Raw genomic sequence first — 12,760 nt, forward strand, 5'->3', positions numbered from 1 at the left:
TTAAGGAGTTTTTATTATGAAAGTTTTAGTTAATATTTTAAAAATTGTAGGATTGAGTATCATATTATTTATTATTTCTGTACTCGCGCAAAATATAGGCATTCTATGGCATATGTTTAGTTTGTATACTTTGGAATATTTGTTGCATGGTTTAACTTATCTGATAGTGGCTATAGGTCTTGTTAATCTATTAGTTAAGAAAGGTTTGAAAAACACGCTATCATATTATAGAGTTACTACTTTTAAGATTTATCCGTTATGCTTAATTTTAGGTTTGGTTTTACCGATTATAGTCATAACTGTTTATTTTGTGTTTATATCTGGAGATATAATTGTTACTCAATTTGCCTCTGAAAAAGAGTATATTGAAATGATTATTTCTGTATTATTCATATCAGGTATCGTTGCGCCAATTGTAGAAGAAATTATATTTAGAGGTGTGCTTTTAAAATACATTGAAGATAAAACAAATATCTTAGTAGCAATTATATCAACATCTGTACTATTCAGTTTGGTACATTTGTTCAATGGGAAATTAGTTGGTTTAGACTTTTATTTATTAATTATTGCTGGAACTATTGCAGGAATGATGTATGGCATTGCTTGTTATAATTATTCTTCAATTTGGGCTAGTATATCATTACATATGTTTTGGAATATTGGAGGTATATTTGTTATTACAAATAGTAAAGAAGACTACGGTCTCATACAGTATGTAATAAATAGTAACAATATATTTATAACAGGTGGTGATTACGGTACGGATGCATCAATAATTTCTATTGTGGGTTACTTTTTGGTTATTGTTGTCCTCTTATTTTCGAGAAATAGTAATTTAAAAGGTTTATAATACCGATATATTACAGTCATTTTAAATTAATAACAGAGCATTTCCCGGGGAATAAATGTGTTTTACAGTATTATTGAGTATGCTATAACAATGAATTTCTGAAAATAATTCTTTCTCTAGCAAAAGTGAAACCGGACAATAACATTAATAGCAATTTAATTACAAGTGCGTCATTAGCCCAATACCACAAAGCAGTGATAGAAATACTTACTATGAAAAATATGTGCAACCAATTATGAGATAGAAATTTGCTGAGTATTATCGCAATCAAAGCCTTTCTTAATAGTATTGACTTTGGTAAAAATTAATAGTTTTACAAGTTGTAAAAAAGCATTCTCGTGGAAGAATGCTTTTTATTTTGGCTAATAAACAATGAAGGAAGTTACATTAACAAGTTAAAAATAAAAACAAAAGAGGGGATCATAGCTCTCTTTTAATTTAAAAAATTATTCCTAATAATAATAAGATTGAACTAATAATAAATAAAATTGAAGCAATCTTTTCACGTTCAAAAAGATAAATTGAAGTTGAAAGAGTAAATATAATTAAAAATACTAACCTAAAAGTTTTGCCAAATGAAAATACACCAATGAAATCCAATAAGAATCCTAGAAAAAAGATTACACTTATAGCGAATAAAACTGTTTGATAGTTTTTCCAACCCTTCATTTGAACTCTCCTTTTCATATATACTTTCCTTATTATATTTACATAAATTAAACAAAAATAAAAATCTATATTCTTTTTTGAAAATTATATTTCAAACAACTTCTTTAAAAATTAATCTCACATTTACATATTCATTTTTGTAGATATAAATATATAGAAATTACTATTAAATAATCGGAGGATATTTATATGGTTACAAATAATAGTATTCAATTATATACAAACAATCGATTACCAGAAATCTTAATTATTAATGGTGTGGATAGAGTTGGTAAAGATTCGTTTATTAATGAAATAGATAAACAAACTAAGTATAGACACATTAAACGTAATACTGTAAGTGATAATAAGAAAAAAGTGAAAACGATGGGTGGTACGTTATATTATTTGCCCAAATTTGAACTGCTCCGATTGCTTTGCCCTCCTAAATAAGATTGTTTTTTAAGAAACTGATATGAACTTAACAACAATTGAGATATTGTCCCCCGGTTTATGAATTTTTAATATATAAAAATCATTATAATATGTCGGAACTGCTATAATGATAAAAGGGTTGAAGTTGCGTAGCTTTGAAGAAAAAGATAACACTTTAAATATTTACATGAGCTCTAATTCAGAAAAATATCAATTGATGTTTCTAAATAAGTTAAAAATGAAAATAAGTGTTAAATTGAAATTTAATAAGGTTTATAAACAATTTCAATATATAGTTATTTATGAATCACTATACAACATATCTTTGAGAAAAGATGCTTTTTTAGCCTGGTTTAGATATATTTTGTTGGAGGATTATAAATGAATACGGATGAAGAACTATTGATTCAATTTTTAAAGGATGTAGATATACTCAACGAGATTGAAACCAATATAGATAATATTAATGTGTTTGAAATACTAGGGACAGTTAATACTGAAATTAGACATAGTAATATGCTCACTTGGTTATTTAATCCTAATGAAGTACATGGACTGAAGGACTTATTCATTAAAAAGTTTATTGAAGCTTATTTGAATAAAGTGAGCAATTCAAAAGATGATAGTTTTATACTGAAAATGTTGGTGAAAGATTTTAATGATGTCATAGTACGTAGAGAATGGAACCATATTGATATTTTGCTTATCTCAGAAACTAATAAAGTTATTATTGCTATAGAGAATAAAATTTGGAGTAAGGAAAGTAAAGGTCAGTTGAAACGATATCAAAATGTATTAGAATCAGAGTTTTTAAACTATGATAAGAATTATATCTTTTTAACTCCAGAAGCAGAGGATTCAAGTAATATAGATGTGTGGACAAGTATGTCATATCAAGATGTTATCACTTGTTTAGAGACTATAGTAACTATGAAAAAAGATACTATAAATTCCAAAGTGGTCAGTTTTATTAATCAATATATAGATATATTAAGGAGATACATAGTGAAAGATGAAAATTTAGAAAAGTTATGTACAGAAATTTATTTTAAGCATAAACGCGCATTAGATTTAATATTTGAATATAAGCCAGATATACATAGTGATATTTCCAATAAATTACAAAGTATCATAAAAGAACATGATTACCTAATACTAGATGATAGTAATAAAAGTTTAGTTCGTTTCACTTCTAAAAAGTTAGATGAGAGAATGGGAAAAAATGAATATGATTCTAAATGGACCTCATCGAATAGGTATTTACTATTTGAGGTAAGGAATACGAATCACCGTAAAAGTTTACATTTATTAATTGGACCTAGTAAAGAAGAATTTCGCAAGAATTTACATGAAAAAGCTTTATCAAATCCCCACATATTTAAACAAGTCAAAAAGACAATATCTCCTGTTTATAATAATCTTTATACAAAAGAACTTTATTCCAGTAAAAAACAATTTGAATATGAAGATATTATTGAAGAAGTTGAGAAAAAATTCAACGAATTTTTGACTCATGACTTACCTAAAATAGAAGCGATTTTGTTAGATGAAGAAATAAGTGATAATACAAAATAAATGGTATTGTAGTCATGTTTTTTAATTGATTGTTTAATATTAAGCTCTTAGATATACATAAACATCATTATTAAAAAAACGCATCACTAACCTATAAGCAGAAGCGTATCGTAAGTGATGGAGGTTTAAATAGAACTATTAATTAAAATAGTTCTATTTATTTCCTGATGCTATTGAGATTCTATTCCGTTATATATTCATGAACTTAATGAGCTTGGAAAAGTGAATATGGATGAAGTCGTAGTCTTTTTTTATCAATTTTGGATAAAATATAAGTCATTTATATGAATGCTTCAAAAACAAAATAAGCAACTGTTCTTACTAAATGAGTTTAATCATCATAATTTCAATGTACATCAATCTACAAGTGGAAAATGTCAACATAATTTAAATGATGAATCTATGATGTTATCTTTTAATGTAGGTGGATTATGGAACATGTTGCTTTATGCTATAGAAAATGATTATGGTAAAGAAGAATTCTTGAAAGGTTTTCAAGAAATTTAGTTATTTTATTATTGTGCTGTATATCCGCCATCTATTAAGATAGATTGACCTGTTACGCTTTTGCCTTTATCACTGGCAATAAATACGGAATAGTCTGCAACATCTTGAATGTCGACAAGTCGTTTTTGAGGAATCATTGGGAATAATACTTCATCAAGTACTTGATCAACACTTACGTTCCTTGTTTTAGCTAAGTCTTTCATTTGATCACGAACAAGTGGAGTATCAATGTAACCTGGACATATGGCATTTACAGTGATACCGTCTTCTGCAGTTTCTAAAGCAGTGACTTTTGTTAAACCGATAATCCCATGTTTGGCACTGTTATATGCAGATTTTCCTGAAAATCCGATAACACCATTAATAGAAGACATATTTAAGATGCGACCAAATTGTTGTTTTTTCATAATAGGTAATACATGTTTCGTCATGATGAATGTACCCACTAACATAATATCAATCATTTGTTTGAATTTAGTTGTTGGGAAATCCTCAATATTTGAGACATGTTGTAAGCCTGCGTTATTTACTAAAACATCTATACGACCGTAATGTTTTTCAGTTTCTTCGACAAGATTTATGACATCATCTTCATTCGAAACATCTGCTGGAATACCGATACAGTCAATCCCTTTATCTTTAAAGTCACGCACGACGTTGTCTAAATTAGTTTTATTAATATCTGTGAATACTACTTTTGCACCTTGGTTTAAAAATTCTTTAGCGATTTCTAAACCAATACCACTAGCAGAACCTGAAATAATTGAAACTTTATCTTTTAACATCGAAACCCCTCCATATTTTCTATATATATTTAGTTTACTTCTACAACATTGATAAGTAAAATGAATGTTAATAATGAAATCTATAACTTAGAGTTATAAAGAGGGGAGAAATAATTTGGAAATCCGTCAATTTAACTATTTTATGACAGTAGCCAAACTGGGTAGTTTCACTAAGGCTTCACAACAATTACATGTTTCTCAACCAGCGCTTAGTAAGACTATCAAAGCGTTTGAATCAGAATTGAATGTCGAGTTATTAGACCGTTCAGATAGACAAGTTAAACTTACAGATTCAGGTGAAATTGTCTATAATCACGGACTCAAAATCTTTGATACATTAAGCTCTTTAACAACGAATTTGGAAGATAATAGTTCATTAAAAAGTGGAAATATAAAGATTGGTTTACCTTCATTAATTGGCATTATGTTCTTTCCTAGCATGATAAAGGAATTCTCTTCGGCGTATCCACATTTAACAACAGAATTAATAGAAGAAGGTACTCATAAAGTTATACGTTTAGTAGATGAAGGTGAGATAGATTGTGGCATTGTTATGTTACCAGTCGATGAAACAAAATTTGATGTCTTTCAATTGACTGAAGATAAATTGATGTTATATCTACAAAAGTCACATCCTTTAGCGCAACGTTCGGAAATTGCATTAACGGATATTAAGAATGAACCGACTATTTTATTTACAGAAGATTTTACGATGCATGATCGTATTATACAAGAGTGTAATAATTCCGGGTTTAAGCCAAATATTGCGTATCAAAGTGCACAATGGGATTTTATAAAAGATATGGTAGAAAATAATTTAGGCGTGACTTTCTTTCCAGAATCATTAAAACGTAAAATCGACTATGATAAAATCACTGCAGTACCTATAACTGAACCGTATATTTACTGGGAAGTGGGTCTTATCGTTAAAAAAGATAGATATCGTTCACATGCAACACGAGCACTAATCGATTATATATTAGAAAATGGTCTTTAGTTTGTTATAACTTTTAGTTATAGAAATTATGATATTTATATATTTAACAAATAATAATATCAGAGCTATATTAGTAATTGTTCACAGGAAAAAAATTTAAAGCTAGCAATTATTATTAGGGAGCGATGTATTATGAATCAAACTAAATACCAACAAGGTATGGATAAACTTATGGAATATACCGCAGAGACAGGTTCAACACATTTAAAAATAGCTGACAATCTTAAAGATATAGCACCTGACGTTTCAAAATATATTATTGAATTTGCTTATGGAGACATTTATTCACGTAACGGTTTAACTAATCAACAACGTGCTTTGGTAACGGTTTCTTCACTTGTAACACAAGGAACAGAGCCTCAATTAGAATTACACATCAATACAGCATTGACTTCAGGGGTGACTCCAGAGGAAATCATAGAAGCGATTACACATTTAATACCTTATACTGGTTTTCCACGTGTATTAAATGCGTTAACAGTTGCTCAAAAAGTATTCGAAGACAGAGAGATTAAAGTATATTTGTCTAAAGTAGAACAATAATAGAGTGTATATTATTTTATAAAGAAAAACATTAATACAACCAAAAATCGCCCGATCCTGTAGTTCTGTTCTACGGATTGGGCGATTATTTTAATACATAATTTGACTATTCCATTAAATAACTATCTTCTGCGCGTTTGATTGTTTTGTTTTTCCATGGGTTGAGTATTGGTTTAACGATAAATCCTATTGTGAATATTACAACGCGACCGCCAGCAATTAGTAGTTTCATGATTTCTATAGTTAGTTTTTTTAAAAAACCGCATCACCAGACGATATGCAGAAGCTTATCACAAATAAGGGTAATTCTATTTATTGTTACAAGAAATAGAGCAGAAATTCAAGTTTAAATGTAAATTGAATTTCTGCGCTTACTTTTCTAATTCTCCAATATATATCTATAAATCTCATCTTTTACAGGTGTTTCCATAGACAATCTCATAGTTACAATGTTGTCTTTGTTTTCGTTTGGCATTTTTGATTGTTCTGCAGTACCTTCTAAGTAGTGTGCTTTTCCCAGGTAATAAAATTCTTTACCATCTAAAACATCTTCTTTTTTTACAAAAATATACATATCCACATTATTCTTTTGATGCGCTAATATTTTCTGTACTTCTGGTGAATTTAATTTTCTATTTGATTTTGTAAACCATTTGAGCTCATCAGGACTTAGGAATTCGTCTTCGTATTTTGTGTTGTCACTGATATTATCATCTTTATGATATGTTATGAAAATCGGTAAAGTATTATTACCGAATTTATATCCATTGATTACCCCGGATTCATCTGATTTCCAATTTAGTAATTTAACGAAGTCTTTTCTTGTATATTTGTTATAAAGTAATAATCCGTTTTGGCATTTTTGATGTGTTTTATTGTTATATTGTGCTAATTCTAATATATCTTCGACATATATCTGGAAGACTCTTTTTTCAAGTGATACAGCAAAAGATTTTGTTAACGTTACTGCATCATTTGAAATGATGATAATTGGTTTACCGTAGGTTTTATTAATAGTGTTGCTAAAAAAACTATAGTCTAATATTTTTAAAGTAGTTTGAACATCTTCTAAGGTAACGTTTGGATCTACATTTTGAGCAATTGTTAATAGTTCATTTATCTTATGTGGTCTTTCAATTATTGCTTTTAAAATAGTATGATCTACATTTTTTAAACCAGGTGCAATTTCTCGCGATAAAAATGTTAAATTGAGGTTTTCATTTTTATTTAAGTGTTCTTCTATTTTCTTACTTTTAACAAGAAAATCATTATAGTTTTTATACGAACTATCTTTTGAGTATATGACACTTGGGTCTATAGAGTTCTGTCTAATAAAGTCCATAAGTAGAGGGATTCTACCGATTCTTTCTGCAACTTCGTTATATGCTTGTTTTATGTGAGAAGCAGCACTTAATTTAACTTGTTTAAGTGAATCGTATATTTTCTTCTTAGCGACTTCCTCAAAGTTGATTGTTGAAACACCCATTAATGCGGTATTACTTGTTAAAAACCTTCTATAGTTATCTTTATTTTGAGATTGGTCTCCTGATAATGCTATTGGGATAAGATAGTTTTTCTCGTAGTTACCTATAAAGTCTATAACCGTTACATATTCTTTGTTTTGACTTTTTCTAAGCCCTCTACCAAGCTGTTGAATAAAGATAATACTTGATTCAGTTTCTCTTAACATTACAATTTGATTTACAGGTGCAATATCTATACCCTCATTAAATAAATTAACAGTTACAATATAATTGATTTCTCCAGATTTAAGTTGCTCTATCACTCTTTGTCTCTTTTCTGCATTGTCTTCACCTGTTAATGCAACAGAAGGCACATTATGTAATGTTAATTTATTAGCTAAATTTTTAGCCTCATCTTTTCTGCTAACAAATATAATACCTTTTAACTCCTCACCAGAATACCCATAATATTGTGTTTTTTCTAATACATGTTTGACTCTTTCATTAGAAGTTAAATTAGTTAGGCTACTAAAATCATCCTTTGATTGTCCTTTATGGATATAATCTGTAACACCAAAATAATGGAAGGGACATAACAATTCACTTTCAAGTGCTTTTTGTAATCTAATTTCATAAGCAATATTGTAATCAAACATTTCAAATATATTTAAGTTATCTGTTCTTTCGGGAGTAGCTGTCATTCCAAGAACGAAATCAGGAGTGAAATAATTGAAAACTTTCTGATATGATTTTGCTGCAGAACGGTGTGCTTCATCATACACAATATAATCAAAATGACTTTGATCAAACTGATTAAAAATATAGTCTTTAGCTAAAGTTTGAATTGTAGCAAATAAATATTTAGCATCAGTTTCTTTATGCCTCCCTGTTAATAATCCAAATTCTTCATCTTTAGAAAAAGGTAATACTTTTTTGAATTCTTCAATTGCTTTCTGTAAGATTTCTTCATTATGTACGATAAATAAAAATTTGTTTGGATTAAAATTTCGCACATCTAATGCACACAAGATTGTCTTACCTGTACCAGTTGCAGATATAATTAATGACTTATCCTTCCCACTCTTTCTAAGTTGCTCTAAAGAATGTAAAGCTTCTTTTTGCATAACGTTTGGTTCGATTTTTACCGCTTGTTCAATGTGATTTTGAGTAACACTTTGTTTCTCTAGATTATATAGTGCATTTTTTAAAGATCTATCATTATATATAAGTTCATAATCTCGTATCCAAGTATCTGAAAGAGGTGTACTTTTATACCATAATTCATCAAATTGAGTTTTTATATTATAAACAAGGTCACCATTCTTTTGTGTGGAAAGTAATATATTGTGTTCATAGTTTATCTTTAATGCATTAGAAGTTAAATTAGAGCTTCCTACTATGATAGAAGCGTAATTTTCATGATCAAAAACATAACCCTTAGCGTGAAAACCATTAACATCAGTTAATCTAACATCAACGTTTTTAAGTTTTAATAACTCTTTATACATTTTAGGCGTGTTAAAACCTAAATAATTAGAAGTAATAATCTTTCCATGAACACCTTTTTGATCTAAATCATAGAGATGAGATTTTAAACTAGCTAATCCACTTTCAGTAATAAAAGCTACAGAAATAGTAAATGATTTGCATTTATATAATTCATTAATAATTGTTGAAAGTACATTCTCATCTTTATTATTAATCAATAACTTAGGCATGAAATTACCTTTATGAGAGATTGTACGATCGATAAATCCCTTATGCAGCGACTGATTAAAGTCTTCTAATAAATTATTCAATATCATTCCCCATCTACAATAATTTTTACAGCTGGTATGTCTGCCGGTGCCCATTCTAATGTTTCTAATTCATTAATATTTAACCATTTAATACTTTTATGTTCAGTTAACTTAGGCATTTTTTCGTTTAATTTACATTTATATGTATGAAGATTAACTATTCCAAAATCATATTTATAAGAAGTTGAAGTAATTTTTTCCCCAACCTCAAGATCACACAACATTTCTTCGTTTATTTCACGTTTTAATGCATCAATCTCAGATTCATCTTTTTCAACTTTACCACCGGGGAATTCCCACATAAGAGGTAAACTCATATTCTCATTTCTTTGCGCACAAAGAACTTTATTATCAGAAAAAATAACAGCACCAACAACTTCAATTTGTTTTTTCAAAATATTACCTCCCAAATAATGTATTTATTTTATATTTTAACAAAATATTGCAGCAAAGGTAATAAAATGTAAATTTACGATCAAATAAATTGAGATTTCTCAAAAATAAAATATCAGAGTATGGATATTTAGGAAAACGGAGCTTTTCTAGTGAATTAATAAAATTTTATTTAGGGACAAATCAATTTTTAGACTATCAATAAGATTTAAGTTTTTAACTAAATACTAAAAAAGTAGATAACCTTATCACAAAATTGATAAAATAGTAATTGATAGAAGATAATTCAATAGGTGATGTAAATGGGAAACTTGTTAAAGATAGAAAATATGCAATATTCATTAGAAAATCTTAATAATTCGGTTCAAAAATGGAAAGCTTCACCGTATGGTAAGTATTTATTAAGATATCCAACGGTTTATATAATAAATGATAAAAAGTGTGGAGGTGATTTTGAAGTATATGTTGGAGAAACTGCAGATATTAGAAATAGAACCAGACAGCATCTTAATGTAGATAGTAAAATGAAAGCATTTTGGGAAGACTTTTCTGAATCAAATAGTTCATCAATGTATGTGATAGGTCATGAATTGTTTAATAAGTCATTGACCTTAGATATTGAAAATAGATTAATGCAATATTTATTAAGTGTAGATAATATTTCCAGAATTCATAATAGTAGGACAAATCAACAAAATGAATACTTTACTTCGGATAAGCTAGATAAAATATTTTCTGATATTTGGAAATCATTAAATAAGAAAAATAAATCCTTGTTTCCAATTGAAAGTATTATTAAAGATTCAGCAATATTTAAAGCCTCTCCATTTCATAAACTGACCCAAGAGCAAATAAACGCAAAAGAAGAGATATTAGATAAAGTCAAAGAAGCCGTTACTTTAGATGAAAATGGCCAATTGATAATTGTTGAGGGAGAAGCTGGATCAGGAAAAACAGTTTTGATGAGTACGTTACTTTATCAAATAGGAAAGAACAATTTAGATTTAGATAAAAATCTAGATATTCATTTATTAGTAAATCACAATGAGCATGTATCAATTTATGATCAAATAGTGACTAAATTAGGTATTTCTACTAAGTCTAATAATATTGTAAGTAAACCCACTAGTTTTATTAATAATCATTCATCAAACGAAAAAGTAGACGTTGTAATTGTAGATGAAGCACATTTACTTTTAACTCAAGGTAAACAGAGTTATCGAGGCAATAATCATTTAAATGATTTATTAGAAAGAGCTAAAGTTGTAGTTATTGTATTTGATTTAAAACAAGTACTTACAACTGAACAAATTTGGGAATTAGATAAGTTGAATTACCATTTTGAATCAGCAAAAAACAAGAATAATCATATTATATTAAAAAATCAAATGCGTATTAATAGTGACGAGGCAACAATTGATTGGATTAGAAATTTGGTTGATAAGCAAGTAATAAACAATATTCCTTATGACAATAAAGGATATGAAATTAAGATTTTTGATACTCCAAATGAGTTAGAGCAATCTATAAAGGACAAGGCTAAAAATACTGATAGTGGTATATCTAGAATGCTTGCTACCTTTGATTGGCCATATAAGGAGAAACCTCATGAGAATGAGGACTATTGGAGAGTGAGGGTTGGTAATTGGTCAATGCCATGGAACTACCAGCTTAAAGTAAGGAGAAACCAATCAAAATTACCATGGGTTGAACAAGAACAATCAATAGATGAAATAGGCTCGACATACACAATTCAAGGTTTAGACTTAAACTTTGCTGGAGTAATAATTGGACCTTCTGTAAAATATAGAGGTGGTCAGATTGTTTTTGATGAAAAAAGTAGTGCTAATAAAAAAGCTACACGTCGGAGAACCTTAGAAGATGGTTCAAAGCAGTATTTCTCAGAAATGTTACTAAAAAATGAATTAAATGTCTTGCTGACACGTGGTGTAAATGGTTTATATATTTATGCAGTAGATGGACAATTAAGAGAGGCACTAAAAAAAGCATTTAAAGGTGATATAAATGGATGAGACAAAAAATATACTAAAAGTGATTAATAAATTTAGAGATGAGCGTAACTGGAGACAATTTCACAATGAAAAAGATTTATCTTTATCTATTAGTATAGAAGCAGCTGAACTACTTGAATTATTTCAGTGGAAATCATCTGAAGAGGTAGTGAATAATAATAGAGAGAGATTAGCAGAAGAATTAGCAGATGTATTAATCTATAGTTATATGCTAGCAGATAATTTAGAATTTGATATTAATGAAATTATAAGTAAGAAATTAATGAAAAATGCTGAAAAGTATCCATTAGAAAAAAGTAAAGATAATAATGCTAAATACAAAGATTTATAATTAGGTGTATGAGTCTTTGATTCTTAGGTGTTAAGGTTAATAATTAAGTTTTATATGATCTCATTGCAAGCTGTTTGAGTAAATCTTTTCATTTTACAATGAGATATTTTTAATTTCAAGATGAATTTCGTTTATACTATTCATTATTATATAGGTTATGCTTAATCATAAACCAATAAGCAGAAGCGTATCATAAGTGATACGATTTTTCAGCAACTTTATTGAATAAGATTTCACTAGCTATGTTTTCAATATATGTTGTTTATTTAACTTCTAAAAATGATAGCTTAATATTAAGTGAGTTTTTAAGTATAAATAATGAAATACTATCAGTTTTTACATTATATAGCTGAAATCTATATTTTTGAGTGGAAGTAACTATTAATTTAGTTATTTCCATT

13 protein-coding genes are annotated in these 12,760 nt (G+C 28.2%); 8 read left to right on the plus strand and 5 right to left on the minus strand.

Going from position 1 to position 12,760, the window contains the following annotated elements:
- Positions 1-16 precede the first annotated feature (16 nt).
- Entirely contained in the window at positions 17-850 is an 834-nt protein-coding gene (locus ACW5YJ_RS01555) for a CPBP family intramembrane glutamic endopeptidase (protein WP_457338371.1), read from the plus strand.
- Positions 851-1,288: 438 nt separating this feature from the next.
- Here ACW5YJ_RS01555 and ACW5YJ_RS01560 read toward each other — a convergent pair whose 3' ends face one another.
- Positions 1,289-1,519: a hypothetical protein gene (locus tag ACW5YJ_RS01560; protein WP_457338372.1), complete on the minus strand. Its 231-nt coding sequence runs from the start codon at positions 1,517-1,519 to the stop codon at positions 1,289-1,291.
- A 189-nt stretch (positions 1,520-1,708) separates the two neighbouring features.
- On the opposite strand from ACW5YJ_RS01560, the gene ACW5YJ_RS01565 reads away from it, so the two are divergent.
- The 3 genes from ACW5YJ_RS01565 (at position 1,709) to ACW5YJ_RS01575 (ending at position 4,015) form a co-directional block, all read left to right on the plus strand.
- A complete protein-coding gene (locus ACW5YJ_RS01565; RefSeq protein WP_457338373.1) occupies positions 1,709-1,951 on the plus strand; it encodes a hypothetical protein in 243 nt (80 codons plus the stop codon).
- Between the two features lie 363 nt (positions 1,952-2,314).
- A complete protein-coding gene (locus ACW5YJ_RS01570; protein WP_457338374.1) occupies positions 2,315-3,508 on the plus strand; it encodes a PDDEXK-like family protein in 1,194 nt (397 codons plus the stop codon).
- Between the two features lie 288 nt (positions 3,509-3,796).
- On the plus strand, positions 3,797-4,015 hold the full coding sequence (locus ACW5YJ_RS01575) for a hypothetical protein (RefSeq protein ID WP_457338375.1): 219 nt from the start codon (positions 3,797-3,799) through the stop codon (positions 4,013-4,015).
- 8 nt (positions 4,016-4,023) lie between these two features.
- Here the strand turns inward: ACW5YJ_RS01575 and ACW5YJ_RS01580 are convergent, their stop codons facing one another.
- Entirely contained in the window at positions 4,024-4,800 is a 777-nt protein-coding gene (locus ACW5YJ_RS01580) for a 3-hydroxybutyrate dehydrogenase (RefSeq protein ID WP_457338376.1), read from the minus strand.
- 115 nt (positions 4,801-4,915) lie between these two features.
- Between ACW5YJ_RS01580 and ACW5YJ_RS01585 the strand changes: the two genes are divergently transcribed.
- Both ACW5YJ_RS01585 and ACW5YJ_RS01590 read left to right on the plus strand, forming a co-directional pair.
- Positions 4,916-5,797, plus strand: coding sequence for a LysR family transcriptional regulator (locus ACW5YJ_RS01585; protein WP_457338377.1), 882 nt, complete (start codon positions 4,916-4,918; stop codon positions 5,795-5,797).
- Between the two features lie 132 nt (positions 5,798-5,929).
- Positions 5,930-6,340: a carboxymuconolactone decarboxylase family protein gene (locus ACW5YJ_RS01590; RefSeq protein WP_411775213.1), complete on the plus strand. Its 411-nt coding sequence runs from the start codon at positions 5,930-5,932 to the stop codon at positions 6,338-6,340.
- Positions 6,341-6,446: 106 nt separating this feature from the next.
- On the opposite strand, the gene ACW5YJ_RS01595 is transcribed toward ACW5YJ_RS01590, so the two are convergent.
- From ACW5YJ_RS01595 to ACW5YJ_RS01605, 3 genes are all read right to left on the minus strand, one after another.
- Complete coding sequence (locus ACW5YJ_RS01595) at positions 6,447-6,572, minus strand: hypothetical protein (RefSeq protein WP_436966031.1); 126 nt, start codon at positions 6,570-6,572, stop codon at positions 6,447-6,449.
- Between the two features lie 147 nt (positions 6,573-6,719).
- Positions 6,720-9,602 carry a DEAD/DEAH box helicase gene (locus ACW5YJ_RS01600; protein ID WP_457338378.1) on the minus strand — a complete coding sequence of 961 codons (2,883 nt, stop codon included), beginning with the start codon at positions 9,600-9,602 and terminating at the stop codon, positions 6,720-6,722.
- Positions 9,603-9,604: 2 nt separating this feature from the next.
- On the minus strand, positions 9,605-9,997 hold the full coding sequence (locus ACW5YJ_RS01605; protein WP_457338379.1) for a (deoxy)nucleoside triphosphate pyrophosphohydrolase: 393 nt from the start codon (positions 9,995-9,997) through the stop codon (positions 9,605-9,607).
- A 300-nt stretch (positions 9,998-10,297) separates the two neighbouring features.
- Between ACW5YJ_RS01605 and ACW5YJ_RS01610 the strand changes: the two genes are divergently transcribed.
- Entirely contained in the window at positions 10,298-12,028 is a 1,731-nt protein-coding gene (locus ACW5YJ_RS01610) for a DUF2075 domain-containing protein (RefSeq protein ID WP_457338380.1), read from the plus strand.
- Entirely contained in the window at positions 12,021-12,359 is a 339-nt protein-coding gene (locus ACW5YJ_RS01615) for a nucleotide pyrophosphohydrolase (RefSeq protein ID WP_457338381.1), read from the plus strand. Before ACW5YJ_RS01610 ends, ACW5YJ_RS01615 begins: the two co-directional genes overlap by 8 nt.
- Positions 12,360-12,760 lie beyond the last annotated feature (401 nt).

Source organism: Staphylococcus sp. mip270_02 (assembly GCF_054031535.1).

Excerpts from the sequence above, each read along its gene's own strand:
- ACW5YJ_RS01615 (WP_457338381.1), top strand. The coding sequence starts at position 12,021 with ATGGATGAGACAAAAAATATACTAAAAGTGATTAATAAATTTAGAGAT.
- ACW5YJ_RS01575 (WP_457338375.1), top strand. The coding sequence starts at position 3,797 with ATGCTTCAAAAACAAAATAAGCAACTGTTCTTACTAAATGAGTTTAAT.
- ACW5YJ_RS01555 (WP_457338371.1), top strand. The coding sequence starts at position 17 with ATGAAAGTTTTAGTTAATATTTTAAAAATTGTAGGATTGAGTATCATA.
- ACW5YJ_RS01590 (WP_411775213.1), top strand. The coding sequence starts at position 5,930 with ATGAATCAAACTAAATACCAACAAGGTATGGATAAACTTATGGAATAT.
- ACW5YJ_RS01610 (WP_457338380.1), top strand. The coding sequence starts at position 10,298 with ATGGGAAACTTGTTAAAGATAGAAAATATGCAATATTCATTAGAAAAT.
- ACW5YJ_RS01595 (WP_436966031.1), bottom strand. The coding sequence starts at position 6,572 with ATGAAACTACTAATTGCTGGCGGTCGCGTTGTAATATTCACAATAGGA.
- ACW5YJ_RS01580 (WP_457338376.1), bottom strand. The coding sequence starts at position 4,800 with ATGTTAAAAGATAAAGTTTCAATTATTTCAGGTTCTGCTAGTGGTATT.
- ACW5YJ_RS01565 (WP_457338373.1), top strand. The coding sequence starts at position 1,709 with ATGGTTACAAATAATAGTATTCAATTATATACAAACAATCGATTACCA.
- ACW5YJ_RS01560 (WP_457338372.1), bottom strand. The coding sequence starts at position 1,519 with ATGAAGGGTTGGAAAAACTATCAAACAGTTTTATTCGCTATAAGTGTA.
- ACW5YJ_RS01570 (WP_457338374.1), top strand. The coding sequence starts at position 2,315 with ATGAATACGGATGAAGAACTATTGATTCAATTTTTAAAGGATGTAGAT.